Genomic DNA, 20,555 nt, shown 5'->3' with positions numbered 1-20,555 from the left:
TCGACAGTATGTCTAAAAACAAACTCGCCAGCAGCGTGCAGAGCCTGCAATCCTCCGCCATCCGTGAATTATTAAAACACAGCAAAATGCCGGGCGTGATCTCCCTCGGCGGCGGCATCCCCAATCCCGATCTTTTCGATCACGAAGGGTTACAGATTGCGGCAGATGCCGTGTTATCCTGCCATTTTGGCGAAGCATTCCAGTACGGTCTGAGCGAAGGCTATCCGGGACTGCGCGACGCGATCGGGCAGATCTGCGCCGACCGTGGGATCCCCTGTCAGGCCGATGACGTGGTGGTCACCTCCGGCTCCCAGCAGTCGCTGGATATTCTGGCCCGCGCGCTGATCAATCCCGGCGATACCGTGGTTGTGGAGCGTCCGACCTATCTCGCCGCGCTGCAGGTCTTTAGTCTGGCGCAGGCTAATCTTGAATCTGTCGGCACCGATGGGGAAGGGATGAAAGTTGATGAACTGGAAGCCCTGGTCAGCCGCAAAACCATCAAAGCCGTCTATATCGTGCCGACGTTTGGTAACCCAGGCGGCGTGACGCTCTCTGAAAACCGCCGCAAACAGCTGGTCGAGCTATCAAAACGCTATGATTTCGTGATTATCGAAGACGACCCCTACAGTGAAATCAACTACACCTCTGACGTGTTCCGCCCGCTGATGGCTCATGCCAAAGCGATAGGCAACGAAGATAACGTCGTCTATACCTCGACGTTCTCCAAAATCCTTGCACCCGGCACGCGCGTCGGCTGGCTGGTGGTGCCTGAGTGGCTGAAACGGGCGGTGGTGAATCTCAAGCAAACCACTGATTTGCATACCAGCACCTTGTCGCAGCTGATGACTTACGAGTATCTGCAAACCGGGCGTCTGGCCGGGCAGATTGCGCTGATTCGCGATGCCTATCGCCAGAAATATCAGACCTTTGCGAATGAGCTGGAAAAAGAGCTGGGTGATGTGCTGACCTTCCATAAACCGAAGGGCGGGATGTTCCTGTGGGCGAAATTCAACAACGGTCTTAATACCACCGAATGGCTGGCGAAGACGCTGGCGAATGGCGTGGTGTTCGTGCCCGGTGAGTTCTTCTATTGCAGCGAACCCGACCGCGCGACGCTGCGCATGTCGTTTGTCACGGCCACGGATGAGCAGCTGAAAGAGGCGGTTCGTCGCCTGAAAATTTCGCTCTGAACAGCCTTACGCATGATGGCGTAGCCGCTGTCATGCGTAATAATTACCCGGTGCGAAATATCACTGACGGTAAAACCCATGACTGAATTCCTCACCGGTGTGGTTACCCATACGCCCGTCTGGGTGTGGGTGCTGTTTGTCTTTCTCATCACTCGCGGCATCAAAGCACGCAAACCCGCCATCGTGACGCTGGAAAAGCTCGCGATTATCCCCGCCATTTTTCTTTTCTGGGATATCTACGATCTGGTGGTGTTCCGCAAACTCACCGTCGCCAGCAGCGCCCTGTGGATCGTCGGATTGCTGGCAGGCGCAGCGCTGGGCTATTTGCTCATCAAACAGACGGCGGTAACGCGCGCGGAACCTCCGCGCAGTCTGTACCGGCAGGCCGACTACTCGGCGCTGCCGCTGATGATGCTTGCGTTTGGCGTGAAATATGTGCTCGGGGTGATGACTGCCGTTTCCCCCGCCACGCTGCAGCAGCCCGGAATGAGCGCATTTGCTATTATCTCCGGGGGCGTTTTTGCGGGCGTGTTTGTCGGAAAATTTACCCGCTATGTGCGCGTGTATCTCTTCACTTCACAGCAGCAAGTGAGTTAACTACGACGTCGCGCTGGCAAGGGATTTGTCGGCGTGGTCGCCCTTTATCACTCGGGTCACTTCATCTATTCGCCAGATTTTCCCCTCGCGCAGGCGGGCAAACAGGTACACCTCAATTTCTGACGTTTCTCCGTCCGTTTTGCTTACGGTGACGATATGGCGGTCTGCCAGCAGATGCGGCGTGCAGCATGCCTGCTCGACCCTGAAGGTGATCCCGTTAGTTTGCGTGCGGACATGATCTAAGTGCCCTACAAATTCAGCGAAATTGAGTGCGTTACCGTCCGTATGCTGCTGGTAGTCATTCGAGAAAATCTCTGCCGGAGCCAGCGTTCCTGCGAAAAGATCGGTTAACAGCCGTTGGGTGAGGGCGCGGCAGGACGATTCGTCAGAGGCAGCCTGCAGGTCAGTGATGAGGGACATTGTTGTGCTCCTTTAAAAGGGGTGAGAGCACATTATCCTTGACAGAATCTGGCGTAGTTTCTGTAATCAGGCAATCAATAACGATTTTCGGCCAAACTATGTTGATGACCGCTGAACCTCTTCGCCATCCATCGGGCTATCGAACCGACTGGCATGCTCACGCCACCGGCCAGCTCTGCCGTATTACCTCGGGCCTGCTGATTATCGAGACCGAAAAGGGGCGCTGGGTGGTGCCGCGAGAGCATATCGGCTGGATCCCGGCTGGGCTGCGTCATGCTGCGCTGTCGGAAAGCGCCATTGAGGGCCAGTCTTTGTATCTGGATTCAGCCTGTTGTTTAGCCCTGCCTGAGCAACCGGCGGTTTTCGAACCGGAAAAGCTGTGTGAGGCGCTATTCCTGCGGCTGTGCCAGGCGGGCGAGGGGGCAGATCCGCAGATGATCTCCATGCTCACCCGCGAGCTGGCTCAGTCCCGACAGGATCGCTTTCGGCTGCCGATGCCCGCTCACCCGCGTTTACTGAAAATCGCGCGCACGCTGCTGAACGCCGTGGACGATGTGCTCCCGGTGGAAGAGTATGCGCGCCAGTCCGGGATGAGCGTGCGCACGTTTCACCGGCAGTTCAGCGCCGCGACGGGCATGAATTTTGTGAACTGGCGGCAGCTGGCCCGTGTGATCAGGGCGATGGAGTGGCTGGAGGAGGGAAAACCCGTGGGATGGATTGCGCTGTCGTGCGGATACAACAGCGTCAGCGCATTCATTGAGGTCTTTCGCACCTACACCGGCAAAACGCCGGGACAGTGGGGGGCTACAACAAACCCTTCTGCGCAAACGTAAAACGGGTGGCTTCGTTGAGATCCAGCGTTTTTAAGGCCTCCGGCTGCACCCACGCGATCTGCTGAAACTCTTCGTTAAAGGTCACATCGCGGTTGGCGCTGACGCAGTCGAAGATAAGGTAAATCATATAGATCTCTTCGGTGCTGCCGTCGGCATAGGTTTTCACCCGGATATCATCGCGAAACGCCCAGGGTTTGACGGCGGTGATCTCAAGCGCATCGCCCAGCTCTTCGCGAATTTCGCGCCGCAGCGCCTGCTCCATGGTTTCACCCGGTTCCATACCGCCGCCCGACAGCGCCCACTGGCCGGGAAACACACCGCGATCCGCCGCCATTTTGCACAGCAGATAAGCCCCGTCGTTCTGGATAATCGGACAAACAATCGTTCTCTGGCGCATGTTCACTCCCTGAATTTTTTATGTTGGCGCTACTGTAGCAGAGTTCAGGCGATGTCCTGCTGGTGAGATTTTCGTTTTGCCAGAACCTCCGCAACTGTTTTGATTCGGCTCAGTTCTTCCTGAGTGCGCGTATTGTTCTGCACCTCCCAGATATCCACATTTTGCTGCAAGTTGAGCCAGAACTCGATGGAGGTATCAAACACTCTGGCAAGGCGTAGCGCCATGTCGGCGGTCAGCTTGCGGTTGTTATTGACCAGCGCACTGATGGTATTACGGTGCACGTTAAGCATGTCGGCCAAATCTGCGATTTTAAGATCTAGCGGTTCAAGGTATTCGTACTGCAACACATCGCCCGGCGTGGTGGGTGTGCGGGTTGCCTGCGGGAGAGTCATGGAGTGTTACCTCACTATTTATAAGGCTTATATTTATGCGGGGCGAGGTAGATATCTTCGGCTTTCCCCGCCACCCATTTGAATATCAGCCTGTACTGTTTGTTAACCCGTATTGAAGAAAAGCCCGTCATCGGAGGATTCAATTCTTCGTACATATTGCCCGGTGGAGAGCGCAGATCTCTGTGTGACGTGGCGGCATTGATGATGTCCAGTTTTCTCGCCAGGGCGGCTTCAATGCTCGACGGGAATATTTTGTGAGATTTCCCATACAGAAAAAAATCTTCAAGCCACTGATCGCGAAAGTTTTTAATGTTCTTCAACATAATGCATGTTAGCTCCGATCCCTGTGAAGCTGTGGTGATATTATTGCACAGCCGCACTGTGCACAAGTGCGATCCTGCTGTTTTCTAATTTATCGGAATTAGACCCGTGTTGCCTTATGCCTGCGAGGCCAGAGAAACATACGCCTGGTAGAGAGGTGCTGGAAAGGGGGAGGAAGAGGAAGAAATGTCATACTGCGAAGCGGATTCAGAGAATACGGGATGGCAGGCTGCACCGGTGCAAGAGTCGAAAAAACAGATCGGGTGGTGCGGTACTTACCCGACCTGACAGCTTATAGGCCCGGTAAGCATCAGCACTACCGGGCTTTTTTACTGGCGTCGCATTCCCATTACCGCTCCCGCAGCGCCTCTTTCGCCCGGTTAAACGGCTTAATCATATAATCCATCACCGATTTCTCTCCGGTTTTGATATCCACCGTGGCAATCATCCCTGGCACAATCGAGAATTTGCGGCCCGCTTTATTGACCAGATAATCCTGGCTGGTGCGGATAAACACCCGGTAATAGAACACTTCGGGTTTGGCTTCGTCCTGAATGGTGTCTGGCGAAATGGTTTCTACCACGCCGTGCAGCCCGCCGTAGATGGCGTAATCGTAGGCGGTGATTTTAACCAGCGCTTTTTGCTCCGGGTGGATAAAGGCGATATCGCGCGGTGACAGGCGGGTTTCGATCAGCAGGTGATCGTCCACCGGCACAATCTCCATCAGCTCGCCGTTCGGGGGGATAACCCCGCCGATGGTCGTCACCTTGATATTTTTCACGATCCCACGCACCGGCGATCGCACGGTCAGGCGCGTCACGGAATCCTCGCGGCCTTTCAGCACCGCCGAAACCATATCGACTTCCGCGTTGGCTTTCGACAGCGCCTCGCGGGCCTGCACGTAGTATTGCGAACGCACGTCCGTCAGCTTCAGTTCCAGATCGCTTTTTTGCCGCTGCAGGCGTAACTCCTCCACGTGGCTGGCCGCTCCGGTTTTGATCAGCCGCTGGGTGATAGCCAGCTCTTTGTTCGCGAGGTTCAGGGCAGCTTTCAGCTCGCGCTGAGTGTCCTCCAGCTGCGCGCGGCGCGAAGTGTAGAGCCGGGTTTCGGCGGCGATCAGCTCCGGCCACTGTTTCAGGGAAGGGGGAAAGACCAGCGGCAGATCGTTCACTTCGGCGGTGAGGCGCACGCTGGAGGCCAGCGATGCACGATAGCGCGCCGCGCTTTCACCAACGTTAGATTCTGAACGTGTGGGGTCGAGTCGCGCCAGCACCTGGCCCGCCTGCACCACGTTGCCTTCGCGCACGTTCAGTTCGGTCAGGATCCCGCCGTCGAGGGACTGCAACACCTGCTCGCGCGAGCTGGGGATCACTTTCCCCGTCCCGGTTGAAACCTCGTCGAGAATGCCAAACCACGCCCACACGCCGACGATAATAAACAGCAGCAGGGAGAGGATCACGATGCGCCGTGCGCCGGAATAACCGCTTTCGGAGTCGAGAGCGTTATCGAGATCGTCCATCGCCGCGACATCACGCTGACTGATTTTCATTTTTCCACTCCCGTCCGTTTGCCTGTTGCTGCATGCGGCTGTTGCTCAGGGCCTGCGCTTTTGGCGCGTCCATCACCAGCATGCCCTCTTTAAGCACCACCACGCGCTCCACCAGCTCCAGCACCGGCACGCGGTGGGTGGCGACGATCAGCGTCCGGTTGCCGAGCCACGCGCCGAGATGCTGAAGAAACTCGCGCTCCGTGTGCTCATCCAGCGAGGCGGTCGGTTCATCGAGCAGCACGATATTGGGATCGCGCAGGAGCATGCGCGCCAGCAAAATCGACTGACGCTGCCCGCCAGACAGGCCCACGCCGTTCTCCATGATCGGATAGTCGAGTCCTTTCGGCAGCTTTTGCACAAAGCTCGCCGCGCCGCACATCTCCAGCACGGCGAAGATCTCTTCATCCGTGGCGCGCGGCATCCCAAGCGTGATGTTCTCCCGCAGAGTGCCGTAGAACAGCCGCGCGTTCTGGGTCATAAAGCCGACGTTGCGCCGCAGATCCGCGACGTCCAGATGCGGCAGGCTGAGGTTGTCGAGCCGCAGCTCGCCGCCTGCCAGATCCATTCCGCCCGACAGCGCCTGTAACAGGGTGGATTTCCCTGCGCCGTTACGCCCGAGGATCGCCACTTTCTCGCCGGGTTTGATCTCCAGGCGGTTAATGCGCAGGGCCATACGCGGATCTTCCGGGTGATAGCGAAACTGCGCCTGATCGAACAGGTAGTGCCCGCGGAGCACGTCCTGGCGGATCGGCGTCTCTTCGCGCTGGTTTTCCGTCGGCAACTGCATGATGCTGTCCAGCCCCTCTTTGGCGGCTTTCACCTGCTGCCAGCGCGCCAGCACGCCGCACAGGGTCGCCATCGGGGCGATCATCCGCGACGCCAGCATCGAGGCCGCCACCACCGAACCGGTGGTTAAGGTGCCGTCGATCACCATCGGCGCGCCGACCACGATCACCCCGGCGTACACCAGGCTTTGAATGGTCATCCCCCAGCTGATCAGGTTTTGCGTCAGCTCGCGGGTGCGCAGGCCGGACTCGGCGGTGATCTGGATATAGCTGTTCCACTGCTGTAAAAAGCGGTTTTCCGCCTGCATCAGCTTGATGTCCTCCAGCCCCTGTACGCTCTCGACCAGCACCGCGTTGCGCAGGGTCGATTCATGGGCTGACTGCTTCGCCAGCGCCGCGAGTTTTTTCTGCAGCAGCAGGCCGGGCAGCACCATCAGCACGGCAGCGACGGGGGCGATCCAGGCTAATTGCGGCGCGATGATCGCCAGCACCACCACAAACAGGAAGAAGAACGGCAGATCGACGATGGTGGAGATGGTAGAGGAGGTGACCATCTCGCGGATCTGCTCCAGCTCGCGCAGCTGCGAAATAAAGCTCCCGGTTGAGCGCGGGATCGCGCTGTTACGCAGGCGCAGGGCGTGGCCAAATACCCGATCCGACACCCGCAGATCGGCGCGTTTTCCCAGCAGATCCATGATATGACCGCGCGCGACACGCAGCACAAAGCCAAACAGCGTGGCGATCAGCACGCCGATGGTCAGCACGTAAAGCGTCGGATAGGACTGGGCGGGGATCACCCGGTCGTAAACCTGCATTGAGAACACGATCCCGGAGAGGGAGAGCACATTGATGAACAGCGCCGCCAGCATCACCCAGGTGTAGGGACGCATGTCGCGCATCACCAGCCGGTAGAGCCAGTCGGGGCGGTATTTGGAAATATAGGCATCCACGCGGCTGTCTTTTAGCGCCGCCAGCGGGCGCAGGGCGACCACGTGACGAATGGCGGGCAGCAGAGCTGTCATCGACACGCGGTTGTTGTGCGGCGTGGTGTCGATGAAGTTGATATCAAGGGTGTCGTCGCCGTCGAAATGTTCAATGACGCCGATTTTGCCCTCGTTAAGCTCCACCACCACCGGCAGTTTCCAGCTGTTGATGGACTGCTCCGTGGCGGTCAGCAACTGAAAGGAAAGTCCTGCCTCGCGCGCCAGTTGAGTCAGCGCCGGTACCATGGGTTTGCCCTTTAGCCATGGCGCCCCGGCCACCAGTGCGCCTGGGGAGCAGGCCACGCGATAGCGGCTGGCGACATAGCCAAACGCCTGCGCCCAGTGCTCCAGCGTCTCTTCGGGAATACTTTCGTCCTGCGGATTATCGGTTTGCTTCATGGCTGGATCTCCACAGTCTGAATGGTGCGGTTCTCAAGATCGAACGAATGACGCAAAAGGCCCGTGTTGTACAGGCAGCTCAGCTCCAGCTGGTGGAGCTGTCCGGCGGTTTGCTGCTGGGTGAAACGCGCCTGATACACCTCCTGCTCGGCGTTGAGCACGTCGAGCAGCGGCCGTGAGCCGAGATCGAGATATTGCTGTTGATAGAGTTCGCGGGTGCGGACGCTGAGCGCCTCCTGCCGGGCCTGGATTTGCAGGGTGCTCAGCAGGCTCATCACCTGGCTGCGCGATTCAAGCAGCTTCTGGCGCACGTCGAGGCGGGTGCGTTGAATGGTCGACTGCGCGGCTTCGACGGCATGTCCGGCGGCGTTACGCCGGGCGGTAAGACCACCGCCCTGATAGAGCGGCATCTGCACTTTGACCCACGCGGAATACTGGGTGCGATCCAGCGAATCGTTGCCCGCATAGCGGTCGTTGAGGTAGTGGCGCACTTCCGGCTCCAGCGAGACGGTCGGCGTCATTTGCGCGTTAGCATAGTCGAGATTGGCCTGCGCGACGTTGGCCTGCGCCCACGCGGAGAGCACGGCGGGCACCAGACGGTCGTCCGGCTCGGCGACGTCGCAGCTGCGGGCCAGTTTTGCCGGGAAATCGTTGCTGATGGTGTTCAGGCTGTTCCAGCCGAGAAAACTCATCAGCGTGGCGCGGGAGCTGTCGAGGCTGGCCTGATACTGCATGAGCTGCGCCCGCGCGCCTTCTATACGGGCATCGGTCTGCACCACGTCCGAAAGGGAGCTTGCCCCTTCGTCATTGCGCTGACGCGCCAGCGAGCCGATGGACGACAGCGCATCCAGCTGCTCTTTGGCGGTCTCCACCATTTGCTGCCAGGTCTGCACCTGCACCATTGCCAGGGCGGTGTCGTGGGCGATGGTATCAATGCTCACCAGTACGTTGGCCTGCTGCTGCGCCACGCCCGCGCTTTCGGCTCGCACCTGGCTTGCTACTTTGCCAAAGTCGTAAAGCATTTGTGAAACGGAGAGCACCAGCGACGGGGTAAAGCCGTTGTCGCTGCCGTCGTGGGTATAGCCGCCGTCCATTCCCGCGTTGACCTGCGGATAGTATTTCGATTTGGCGACATCGACCTGTTCTGATTGTTCGTAAAGTTTACCGACCGCTTCGCTGATGGTCGGATGCCAGCTGACGGCGCGGTTTACGGCATCGCCGAGCAGCAGCGTACCCGGAGCGGCTTTGTTGGCGACGGGCGCAACGCGGCCATTCAGGGACGGCAGCTCCTGTTCTTCACTCAGCAGGCCGGTGTTGATTACGCCCGCAGGGTTAGCCGCGAGAACGGGCACAGATATCAGGCAGCACGAGAGCCACCAGTAAGGCATCTTCTTTCCCATGTCATGTCCCTAATAAATTTGTACTTTTTATTCTTGATGCCCGGGCGCTGAACGCCCGGGTCAGTTGTGTTGTGCTATCAGGTAATGATGTTGTGGTGCTGATTAACCAGTTCGTCGTAGCTACTCTGTACGTTGTCCAGAGTGACCAGCGTCGTATTAGTGTAGGTGCTCCCCGTACCGTCACGATCGATGGAGATCACAGTGTTGTTACCGCTGGTGGTGACATGCACGTAGTTGCCAAGCGTGGATGCCTGTCCGTTCCAGCCCACCAGCAGATCGCCGATATCAATTTTGTCCCCCTGGCTGATGGAGAAGTTGGTCCAGTGATCCCCGGTGCTGTTGCCCGCCGTGGCGTTACCCACGGTGTTGTTCAGCACCTGATAAATCAGGGTATCGCCGTAGGCCGTCCCATTGATCACGTCGTTATGCTCAGAGCTGATGAAATGCGGCGCCATGTTGATGGTCAGCGACGCGCTGTCCGTTTTCCCTGCCGTGTCCGTCAGGGTGTAGTTGAAGACCTCCTTCGAGGTGATGCTGGAGAGCGACACGCCGGTATTTAGCGTGTAGGTGTAATGGCCGTCAGCGCCGATGGAGAGCGTGCCGTAGTGTCCCTGAATGGTCACATTCGCGGCGCTGGTGGTGTACGGGTCGAGGGTGGTGGTCACGCCGTTGTAACCGGTGATGCTCAGACGGGTATCCACCGAGTGCAGCTGATCCATTGCCCCCTGCGAATCGGTGCCGTCAAAGATGTTGCCGTTAACGGTGTGCCCGCTGGTGGAATCGAACTGATTGAGCGAGTAGGTGGTCCCCACCACGTCCGGGGTGATGGTGATTTGCCCCACCGCCAGCGCGCCCATCTTCCCGGTGTAGGAGAGGGTGTAGGTGCCCGCCTCCAGATCCAGCCCGTTCAGGTTGATGGTAGCCGTGCCGCCCAGCAGTAATCCGCCGTTGAACGAACCGCTGCGCACGGTAGTGGCACCGTTCGACAGCACCCAGTCCACCGTCAGGCCGCCGAGCGAGAGCAGCGAGGCGACGTTAAAGTGCAGCACCACGTTATGCAGGGCGGTGTTGGCGTCGACCACGAAGGTACCGCTGCCGCTGCCCTGGGTTGCCGTCAGCAGAGCCGCCGTCCAGGTGGCGTTGCCGACGGTGGTGTCCGAGTAGGCCGCCGTATGGTGCACTGACGTCACATCCATCACCGCACTCACATCGTTGACCGCATCCATCGCCCGTGGAGTTGGAGTGATGTTGAGGGACGCCGTGTCTTTATCGCCGTTTGGCGCGGTCACCGTGTAGACGAAGGTGTCCGGCGTCTTAATGTGATCGGCCCCGACGCCGCTGTTCAGGGTATAGGTGTATTTACCGTCCGCATTGATGGTCAGGGTGCCATATTCCCCCTGAATGGTGGTGACGCCCGTACCGTTGACCGCCACGCCGTTCACCGCCGTGACGTGGGTGCCCGCCGGAATAATATCATCCGCCAGCACGTCGCCGGTGGTGCTGCCGCCGACGCTCGAGACGGTGTAGACATGGTCTTCCAGTACGTTAAGGGTGTAGGCCGTCAGCGCCGTGATCCCGGCTGCGGTGTTCAGCAGGAACAGGTACTCCCCGGCCGGCAGGTTGAGCGTCAGGGTGCCCGACGTACCGCCGAGCAGCGGTGCGCGCAGCCAGCCTGGCTGAACGCGCATCTGCTCGAAGGTTTGCGTCGCGTCGTTGAATTTATAGACGTAAAGATCGAACACCGAAGCCAGCGCTACGCCGCCGACGGAGGCCTGGATGGTCATGGTACGGGTGGTGCCTTCCGCCACGTTATAGATGATCGGATTGCTCAAATCATCGAGCAGATTGAGGCTCAGCGTGTTGCCCAGATTGACGCCCACCACGGTGAAGCCGCCCTGGGACGACGTGCCGTTGTTGATGGCGTGAACGCTGGTGTCGAAGGTGAAACTCGCGGCGTCATCGACCGCCGTGACGCTGTTGGTGACGGTGTTGGCCCCGAGGGAGATCACCAGCTGCGCCGAGGCGGTGGAACCGTTATGCCCGATGGTGTAGGTGAAGCTCTCGGTCCGGCCCAGAATCGCGGCGCTGGTGTTGGTGAGGGTGTAGGTGTAGCTCCCGTTGAGGTTAATCGTCAGCGTACCGTACTGGCCCTGGATCACCGTGCCATCCGCCGTCACGTTCACCGTGTGGCCCTGGGAATCGGTGACGGCGGTGATGCGAGTGCCTGCCGGGGCGTTGTCGCTGCCTGTGGTTGGGTCATTGTCCAGAATGACGTTACCGGACTGGGTGGTCACCCCCGTTACCGTCCCGGCGCTGGTTTCGGTGACATCCACGTCAAGACTGGTGTACGACCCGGTCGCCAGCAGGTTGGTGTTGTAGCTGAGTACGCGGTACTGGCCCTCGGTCAGCCCGGTCATGTTAAGGGTGACGCCGTTGGCGCCCAGCGTCAGAAGGTTGGCGAACTGCGGCAGACCGGTATCCACCACCGTGGTCCAGGTGCCGTTGACCGCATCCCAGCGCTGCACCACCACTTCCAGGGTGTTGAGCAGCGACAGCACCACGCCTGTGGCATCGGCGTTAATCGAAATATCCGCATTCCCGCCCGCACCCACGGTAAAGCCGACCTGCGCCGTATCGTTGCCGAGCAGGGTAAGCACGTTACCGAGCGCCCCGACCAGCAGGAATCCGTAATCGCTGTACTGGGCGTTGGTCACAGTGGCGTCGGAGGTGAGCGCCAGCTCCTCGACGTTGGAACTTGCCGACAGCGGCACAACCGGCGCCAGCGCAGAGCCTGGCGTCGAGGTGTTGCCTGCCGCATCGGTGGCGGTGATTTGCAGGGTCTGGCCTTCCGTCTGTTTATTGAGGAAGGTGTAGCTGTAGGTGCCTCCGGCGTTCGCCGTGGTGGTCACCAGGGTGCCATCCGCCAGGCGAATCGTCACGGTGCTGCCCGCTTCTGCGCTGCCCGTCAGCACGCTGCCGTCGGCGTTAAAGGTTCCGTTCGGCGCATTCGGTGCGACGGTATCAACGATAACGGTGGTCGGAATCGAGACCGGCCCGGTGCCGCCGATGACGTTGGTCGCCGTGGCGGTAAACGCGTGAGAACCTTCGCTCAGTGCAGGCGTAGTGAAGGTCCAGTTACCGTTGATATCCGTGGTCGTGGTGCCCATCGCCACGCCGTTGTTATACAGCGTGATGGTGGAGTTCGGCTGCGCCGTCCCGCTCAGGGTTGGCGTCGTGTCATCCGTGGCTTTGCCGTTGGTCAGATTGCCGGTAATGGTCCCCACGTTGTCGTTAACGGTAGTGATCAGCGGCGCATTCGGCAGGTTGGTGAATGGCGCGGTAACGCTCTGGGTATTGCCTGCGTTCCCGGCTTTATCCGTGGCAAAGGCCAGCAGCGTTTCGCCGTTGGTTTGCGCCGGTGAAATGGTGACGTTGAAAGCCCCGCTGCCGTCCGCCGTCGCCGTACCGAGCACTGTTCCGGTGCTGCTGGTAATGGTGACAGTGCTGCCCGCTTCCGCCAGACCGGTGACGTGGGTGCCGTTACCGATTACGGCCAGCGTGCCCGGCAGCCCCGGCGCAACCGTATCCACCACAATCGAGGTGATGGACGATGGTGCGCTGGTATTGCCCGCCGCGTCGGTGGCGGTCGCGGTAAAGTTGTGCTGCCCGTTGGTCAGCGTGGTGGTGGTCTGTGGCAGAGTCCAGTTGCCGTTGGTGTCAGCGGTGACGGTGCCGACCAGCGTCGTGCCGTCATAAATCCGCACCACAGCGTTAGGCTCACTGGTCCCGCTCAGCGTCGGCTGGGTGTCGTTGGTCGGGTTACCGTTAATCACCGGCCCGGTGACAGTACCGACATCGTCCACGACCGAGGCGATCACCGGCGCGTTTGGCGCAGTGGCATCGACGTTAACCACAAAGGCCGTTGTCGGGCCACTGGCGTTACCCGCGGCGTCGGTGGCGGTGATGGTCAGCGGATGCAGCCCGTCGCCCAGCGCCGGTGACGGCGTAAAGGACCACGCACCTCCGGTGGCCGTGACGGTGCCAATCAGCACGCCGTTATCAAAGATTTTCACCGTCGATCCCGCTTCGGCTGTCCCGGTGAGCGTCGGCTGTGCATCGTTGGTGAGCTGGCCGCTGGTCAGGTTGGTGACGGTTCCGACGTCATCCACCACGGAAACCAATACCGGAACGGCCGGCGGCGTGAGGTCGACATTCAGGGTAAAGGTTGCCGACGGATCGCTGTTGTTGCCCGCCGCGTCGGTCGCCTGGGCGATAAAGGCATGCGGTCCCGCCCCAAGTGCGGTGGTGAGCGTCACCGCCCAGTTCCCGCTGGCGTCCGCCGTGGTGGTGGCGATCACCAGGCCATTTTCGAGGATATTGATGCTGGCGTTCGGCTCGCTGGTTCCGATCAGGCGCGGGAGCGTGTCGTCAGTGGTCTGGCCGCTGCCGAGCGGGCCAGTGACGGTTCCTGCATCGTCAAGCGCCTGAGTGATAACCGGTGCCAGCGGTGCAACCGTATCGACGATCACCGTGAAGCCCGGCGAGGCCACGCTGACGTTGCCCGCCGCGTCGGTCGCGGTGGCGGTCCAGGTGTGGCTGCCGTTGCTCAGCGGGTTCGGCGGGGTGAAGCTCCATTCGCCCGAGCCGTTAGCCTGCACGGTGCCGACCTGTACGCCGTTTTCATAGATGATGATCGTGGCGTTGTTCGCCGCCGAGCCGTTCAGCTGAGGCCGGGTGTCGTCGGTGGTCTGCCCGGACAGAACCGGGTTCAGCACGCTGCCGACGTCATCGGTGGCGTTAATAATGGTCGGTGCCGCTGGCGGCTGGGTATCCACCGTCAGATCGAAGGTGGTGGAGGTGGTGCTGGTATTGCCCGCCGCGTCGGTGGTGCTGAGGGTGATGGTGTGTGGCCCGTCAGCCATCGGTGCGGTTGGCGTGAAGGTCCAGTTCCCCTGGGCGTTCACCACGGCGGTGCCGAAGGGTTGTCCATCGTTGAGCAGGGTGACGGTCGCCCCGACTTCGCCGGTACCGTTGAAGGTTGGACGGTTGTCATTGGTGGTGCCGTTTTCAGGAATCGTGCCGATGACCGGGCCGACGTCATCCTGCACCGTGGTAAGCACCGGCGCGTCTGGCGGCGTGGTGTCGACGGTGAAGGAGAAGACCGGCGAGTTAGCGGAGACGTTACCCGCTGCATCGGTGGCATTGACCCTGATGTTATACAGGCCATCCGTCAGCCCGTTTGGCGGCATAAAGGTCCACGAACCGTTAATGACCTCCGCGGTGCCAATTTCTACGCCGTTATTCAGAATATGAACGGTGCTGCCCGTGACGCCCGTCCCGGTGAAGGTTGGCGTGGCGTCGTTAGTGACCTGTCCTGCGGTCAGGTTCCCGACCACGCCGCCCTGAATATCATCGGCGACGGCGCTGAGCACCGGCACTGCGGGTGGGGTCAGATCGACAATCACGTTATAGCTGTTGGAGCTGGTGCTGACGTTCCCTTGTGGATCGGTCGCGACCACCGTAAAGGTGTGTGAGCCTTCGGTGAGCGGCGTGGTGGGGGTGAAGGTCCAGTTCCCCAGATTGTTAGCGGTGGCGGTGCCAATCTGGGTGCTGCCTTCGAAAATCGCCACGCTGCTGTTGGCTTCTGCCGTGCCCGAAAGGGTCGGCGTGGTGTCGTTGGTGGTGCCACCGGTTTGGACATTCCCGGTCACGGTGCCGACGTTATCGTCTGCCCCGACGATGACCGGCGTGGTGGAGACCGTATCGACCACAATGTTGAATGCCGGTGATTGTGCGCTTTCATTCCCCGCCGGATCGGTGGCGGAAATGGTCAGAGCGTGGTTGCCTTCTCCCAGCGCAGCGCCTGGCGTAAAGCTCCAGGTGCCCGTCGAGCCGACAACCACGGTGCCAATGGCGGTACCGTTATTGTAGATGGTAATGGTATCGCCCGCCGTTGCGGTGCCGCTCAGGGTTGGACGACTGTCGTTGGTGGTTTGACCGCTGGTGAGAGGCCCGGTACCAGGACCGACATCATCGGTGACTGCGCCGAGCACCGGTGTACCAGGCGCGGTGAGATCGATGGTGACGGTAGCCGCCGGGGAGAGACCGCTCGTCAAACCGCCCTCGGTGGTGGTGGCGGTAAAGCTGTGTGGCCCCTCGCCGAGCGGGATCAGCGAGCTGGCCGTCCACTCGCCGGTTGGGCTGGCGGTGACGACGGCGTACGGCACCAGCCCCCCGTCAAGGTAGATGGTCACAATGCTGTTCGGCGGTGCGGTCCCGCTCAGGACTGGCGTGGTGTCGTTGGAACTTGCGCCTTTCACTTCGACGGTGCCATTCGTGCCGTTGTCATCAATGATCGAAGTGATGGTCGGGACGGCTGGCAGATCCGGCGTGTCTGTGACTTGATAACCCGTTGGGCCGCTGACGTTGCCTGCCGCATCGCTGGCCGTGACGGTGAGGGTGGTTTCGTTGGTCTGCGCCGGTGAAAGGGCAATGGAGTAATTGCCGCCCGCATCGGCCACACCGCGACCCAGTTCAACGCCATTTTCCCCTTTAACGACCACCGTGGAACCGGCTTCTGCGGTCCCGGTCAACGGTGTGCCTTCGATTGCGAGACTGCTGACGACCGGCGCGTCTGGCGCATCCGTATCAACGGTTACGGTAACCGGCGCGCTCGGGGTGGCGTTCCCGGCGGCGTCGGTGGCCGTGACGATAATGGTATGAGGCGCATCGCTCAGCGCCGAGCCGTCTGGCAGCGTCAGCGTCCAGTTGCCGCTAGCGTCCACGGTGGCCTGTAGCGGCGCCCCCCCGTCAACAGAGACGGTGATGGTACTCCCGACCTCGGTTTTCCCGCTGATGGTTGGCGTGTTGTCATTGGTGTACAGCACGCCGTTCGCCAGCGTGCTGCTGGAGATCGTATCAATCTGCGGCGTCGTCGGGGCGACCGTATCCACCGTGATGGTGTACACCGGGCTGGTGCCGCTGACGTTACCCGCCGCATCGACGGAGGAGACGGTCAGGTTCAGCGCGCCGTCAGCGACAGTTGGGCTGGTCCAGGTCCAGGTGCCATTGGTGACATTGACGCGGTCAACTTCGACCCCGTTGTTATAGATAATCACCGTGTCGCCGCTGGTGCCCGTTCCGCTGATGGTCGGCGTGGTGTCTGACGTCGAACCGCCGCTCGCGACGGTGCCTGCGGTGATCGCCGGTGTCAACGGAGGCGTGGTATCCACGGTAATGGTCACCACCGGGGAGACGCCCGAGATATTCCCCGCTTCGTCCGTGGCGGTGGTGGTGAAGGCATGGGTGGTTTGTGTCAGCGGGGTGTCTGGCCGCCAGCTCCAGCTGCCGTCCGCGCCAACGGTGACGCGCCCGACCTCCTGCTTCGGCGCACCGCCGACGCTGTCGTAAATAATAATCACGTCGTTCGCCACACCGGTGCCGCTCAGCACCGGACGCGAATCGTTGGTGCTGTCACCGTTATCGACCGGCCCGGTGATTTGGCTGACGTTATCGGTGACGACCGGTGCGGTTGGCGTGGCCGGCGGGTCCGTATCAATCACGATGGTGACTGGCTGGGATGGCGCACTTTCGTTGCCCGCGCCGTCTTGATTGGTGACCGTCAGGGCGACATCGTAAGAGCCGTTTGGCAGCGCCTGAGTCGGCGTCCAGCTCCATGTTCCGTCCTGCTGAACGGTAACCACATCGGGCTGTTTGACGCCATCAATGTAGATCGTGACCGTATCGCCCGGTGTACCGGTGCCGCTTAAGGTCGGCGTGGTGTCGCGAGTGGCTTCGCCCGGATTGAGCGGCGTGCCGGTCGGCAGACCGTCCGGATTCACTGTGACGTCCGGAGAATCTGGCGTCGCAGGGGCCACGGTATCCACCACCAGACTAAACGGCGGTGAGGCGGTGGCGTTGCCTGCGGAGTCGGTCGCGACCACCGTCAGGGAGTGAGTGCCGTTGGTGAGCGGAGTGGTGGGGGTAAAGCTCCAGCCACCGTTACCGTCAAGCGTGGCAGTGCCGAGCAGAGTTGTGCCGTCGTAAACGGTAATAATCGTATCCGGCGGGGCGGTCCCCGTCATCGCAGGAAGGGTTTCGTCCGTCGGTGTTCCGCTGGTGACCGGGCCGGTGACAGCGCCGGAATTATCGGTGACCGTACCGATCGACGGCGCCGGTGGTGGCGTGGTGTCTACGATGATCTGGAAACCGTTTGAAACCGTGCCGACGTTCCCGGCCTGATCGATCGCGACGGCGGTGAGCGTATGTGGCCCGCCCTGTGGGAGCGCCAGCGTCGGGGTAAAGGTCCATGCCCCGCCGCTGCTGACCAGCGCGGTGCCAATCTGCACGCCGTCCAGACGAATGCTGATGGTGGCGCCCGGTTCGCCCGTACCGTTGAGCGTTGGACGGGAGTCGTTGGTGATTTCACCCGTATCCAGCGGGCCGGTTCTGCCCGGGACATCGTCAACAACGGAGGTGATCACCGGTGCGGCAGGGATCACGCTATCAACCGTAATGCTCCAGCTGTTCGACGTGCCGCTGGCATTTCCGGCGGCGTCGATCGCGGTGGCCGTCAGGACGTGACCGCCCTCGCGCAGGTGCACCGATGGCGTAAATTCCCAGTTACCGCTTTGGGGAATGACGAGGGTGCCGATTTGATCGGAACCGCTGAACAGATAGAGCGTGGTGCCCGGCTCGCCGGTGCCGCGAATGGTCGGCGTCGGGTCGTTAGTCAGGCCGCCGTTGGCGACATCACCTACCACATTAACGGCGTCATCGTAGACCGAGGTGATCTCCGGCGTTTGCGCCGGGGTGGTATCCGGTGCCGTTACCGGAGCTGTGGGGCCGGTGTTGTTGGCAAGGTCCGTGGCGTCAGCCGTCAGCTTTTCGCCGTTAACTTGCGGCGGCGAAAGGGTAACGGAAAAATCGCCGTTGTCGCCCGTTTTGCCGCTGCCGATCTCCACGCCATCCGGCCCTTTAATGCTCACCGTACTGCCCGGTTCGGCCTGGCCGGTGACGGTCGTGCCATCGTCAGAAACCACCAGATTCGTTGGGGCCAGCGGATCGGTTGTATCCGGCGCGTCGGCGTGCCCTGGCTGACTGTCATTGCCCGCGGCGTCGCTTGCGATCACATCCAGCACTTCGCCATTGGTTTGCGGCGGGGAGACCGGGACGGTGAAATGGCCGTTAGCATCGGTAGTGCCGGTGCCAATTACGCCGCCGCCGGTGTCTTTGATGGTGACGGTGCTGTTTGGCTCGGCGTTTCCGCTAACGCTGGTCCCGTCACCTGAGACCGTCAGCCCTGTTGGCGGGTTAGGCGCGATGCTGTCACTGGCGGTGACCGTGCCCGGGATACTGGCATTCCCGGCAGCGTCGGAAGCGACGACCGAGAGGGTTTGCCCGTTATTTTGTACGGTATTCAGGGTGATGGTGTAGTTGCCGTTGCCATCCGCAACGCCGGTGCCGATAACACCGGTGCCGTTGCTGATGGTGATCGTGCTGTTCGGTTCAGCCGTGCCGGTGACCTGGTTCCCGGCGGGATTGAGGGTGACGGTCGGCTGGCCTGGCGCGATCGTGTCGACGATAAAGTTAATCTGCTGGGACAACCCGCTCTGGTTACCTGCGGCATCAATTTCACGCACGGTGACGGAGTGGGGGCCTTCCGCCAGCGGGCCGTCAGGCGCTACGCTCCACAGCCCGTTCGGGCCGACGGTGACTCTGCCCACTTCCACGCCGTTATCGTAAATAATAATCGTGCTGCCCGGATCGCCACGGCCCGTGAGCCTCGGCTGGCTGGCGTCGGTTGTCTGGCCTGCTGTAACCGCACCGCGTATGGAGCCGACTTCATCGTTCACCACAAAGGCCGATGGCGCGGCGGGCGCGGTCACATCGACATTAATCGTAAAGCCCGGTGAGGCGGGGCCGGTATTACCCGCCACATCCGTGGCGCGCACCGTCAGCACATGGCTGCCTTCACTCAGATTGACCGACGGGGTAAAGCTCCAGCTGCCATTTGCGGCAGCGGTGACGGTGCCAATCGCAATGCCGTTATCGTAGATCGTGACCGTTGAATTCGCTTCGGCGGTACCCGTGAGCTGCGGGCGCTGATCGTTGGTGCTGCCGCCATTGTTCACCGGCCCGGTGACAGGATTGACGTCATCCGTGACGCTGGAGATCACAGGTGCCGTTGGCGCGACCGTATCCACCACAATGGTGATCCCCGCAGAAGGCGGGCTGGTGTGGCCTGCCGCATCGGTTGCGGTGGTGGTCAGGGTGTGGCTGCCGTTAGCCAGCGCGTTAGGCGGCGTGAAACTCCAGTTGCCGTTGGCATCTACTTTGGTGGTGCCGATTTTGGTGCCGTTATCGAAGACAGTGATGGTGGTTCCGGCTTCACCGATACCGCTCAGGGTAGGGCGCGCATCATCGGTTCGCTGCCCGTTATCCAGCGGGCCGGTTTCGCTGCCGACATCGTCGTTAACGATTAAAATGTCCGGTGCGTCGGGCGTGACCAGATCCGGGGCGGTCGCATGGGCCTCTTTACTGACGTTACCGGAGGAGTCGGTCGCGGTGGCGGTAATCTGCTCGCCGTTGTTGAGCGGGGTGCCCAGTTCAATAGTGAATTTACCGTCGCTGCCGGTTTTACCGGTGCCGACCAGATTTCCATTCGCATCTTTCAGGGTGATGGTGCTGTTCGGTTCTGCCGTCCCGGTGACGATATTGCCGTCTGCCGAGAACTGCAGATTGGTCGGCGCGTCAGGCGGCGTGGTATCCGGGTCAGACGGGTTCCCCGGATTGCCCGGATTGCCCGGGTTGCCGTTGCCATTATCATCGTCTCCGCCACCACCTCCGCCACCGCCGCCGCCAGCGGCGAGCGCGATCCCACCTGCGACAGCGACGCCACCGAGCACCCACGGCCAGATCGCCGCGCCGCCCGTATCACCGGAGGAGGCCATCAGCGCATCAATCGATGAAATCGCTTCATAGTGTTCTGTGGCGGCGGTGGGATCTTCAATCCACCACAGCGCGCCGTTGCCCTCTTCCAGCACCAGCTGGCTGGCGCCCTGAGCGTCTCCGACGTAGAAGTTTTTGAGGGTGATGGTTTCGCCCGAATTCAGGGTCACGATCAGATCTTCGCCGCTGCGCGTGTAGTGTGAAATGTCGCCTCGCCCAACGTGGAGCTTCACAATAGAGGAGTGATCCAGAGTAACCTGAGTGCCTTCGGTGGTGGTTTCCACGCCAGTAAGTTTCGAAATGACAGAGATTTGGCTCATATTGATGACTCCCAACAGA

General features: G+C 60.8%; 11 protein-coding genes. 3 read left to right on the top strand and 8 right to left on the bottom strand.

Annotation, left to right across the window (positions count from 1 at the left end; genetic code table 11):
* Positions 1–8 precede the first annotated feature (8 nt).
* Together ABIE11_RS11615 and ABIE11_RS11610 are read left to right on the top strand one after the other, a co-directional pair.
* Complete coding sequence (locus ABIE11_RS11615; RefSeq protein ID WP_429184545.1) at positions 9–1,190, top strand: PLP-dependent aminotransferase family protein; 1,182 nt, start codon at positions 9–11, stop codon at positions 1,188–1,190.
* A 78-nt stretch (positions 1,191–1,268) separates the two neighbouring features.
* Positions 1,269–1,787 carry a DUF6622 family protein gene (locus tag ABIE11_RS11610; protein ID WP_429184544.1) on the top strand — a complete coding sequence of 173 codons (519 nt, stop codon included), beginning with the start codon at positions 1,269–1,271 and terminating at the stop codon, positions 1,785–1,787.
* Here ABIE11_RS11610 and ABIE11_RS11605 read toward each other — a convergent pair whose 3' ends face one another.
* Entirely contained in the window at positions 1,788–2,207 is a 420-nt protein-coding gene (locus ABIE11_RS11605) for a nuclear transport factor 2 family protein (protein ID WP_429184543.1), read from the bottom strand.
* A gap of 98 nt (positions 2,208–2,305) precedes the next feature.
* Here ABIE11_RS11605 and ABIE11_RS11600 point away from each other — a divergent pair, with 98 nt between their 5' ends.
* The gene (locus ABIE11_RS11600) at positions 2,306–3,040 is read left to right on the top strand and encodes an AraC family transcriptional regulator (protein ID WP_429184542.1); all 735 of its coding nucleotides are present in this window, start codon (positions 2,306–2,308) and stop codon (positions 3,038–3,040) included.
* On the opposite strand, the gene nudI is transcribed toward ABIE11_RS11600, so the two are convergent.
* From nudI to ABIE11_RS11565, 7 genes are all read right to left on the bottom strand, one after another.
* The gene (nudI, locus tag ABIE11_RS11595) at positions 3,012–3,437 is read right to left on the bottom strand and encodes a nucleoside triphosphatase NudI (RefSeq protein WP_194514076.1); all 426 of its coding nucleotides are present in this window, start codon (positions 3,435–3,437) and stop codon (positions 3,012–3,014) included. The genes ABIE11_RS11600 and nudI overlap by 29 nt on opposite strands.
* Positions 3,438–3,481: 44 nt before the next feature.
* Positions 3,482–3,829, bottom strand: coding sequence for a HigA family addiction module antitoxin (locus ABIE11_RS11590; RefSeq protein ID WP_429184541.1), 348 nt, complete (start codon positions 3,827–3,829; stop codon positions 3,482–3,484).
* Positions 3,830–3,843: 14 nt separating this feature from the next.
* Positions 3,844–4,152 (bottom strand): type II toxin-antitoxin system RelE/ParE family toxin, encoded by a 309-nt coding sequence (locus ABIE11_RS11585; RefSeq protein ID WP_231275152.1) that lies wholly within the window; start codon positions 4,150–4,152, stop codon positions 3,844–3,846.
* A gap of 347 nt (positions 4,153–4,499) precedes the next feature.
* Positions 4,500–5,669, bottom strand: coding sequence for an HlyD family efflux transporter periplasmic adaptor subunit (locus tag ABIE11_RS11580; protein WP_429184710.1), 1,170 nt, complete (start codon positions 5,667–5,669; stop codon positions 4,500–4,502).
* A 10-nt stretch (positions 5,670–5,679) separates the two neighbouring features.
* Complete coding sequence (locus ABIE11_RS11575) at positions 5,680–7,866, bottom strand: type I secretion system permease/ATPase (protein WP_429184540.1); 2,187 nt, start codon at positions 7,864–7,866, stop codon at positions 5,680–5,682.
* Positions 7,863–9,266, bottom strand: a complete 1,404-nt coding sequence (locus tag ABIE11_RS11570) for a TolC family outer membrane protein (protein WP_100779226.1) — start codon at positions 9,264–9,266, stop codon at positions 7,863–7,865. The genes ABIE11_RS11575 and ABIE11_RS11570 overlap by 4 nt, the downstream gene beginning before the upstream one ends.
* Before the next feature lie 77 nt (positions 9,267–9,343).
* Positions 9,344–20,536: a BapA/Bap/LapF family large adhesin gene (locus tag ABIE11_RS11565; RefSeq protein ID WP_429184539.1), complete on the bottom strand. Its 11,193-nt coding sequence runs from the start codon at positions 20,534–20,536 to the stop codon at positions 9,344–9,346.
* Between the last annotated feature and the right edge of the window lie 19 nt (positions 20,537–20,555).

This window comes from Lelliottia sp. 489 (assembly GCF_050435885.1).
GTDB classification, from domain to species: Bacteria; Pseudomonadota; Gammaproteobacteria; order Enterobacterales; family Enterobacteriaceae; genus Enterobacter; species Enterobacter nimipressuralis.
This window is presented reverse-complemented; position numbering and strand designations above follow the sequence as displayed.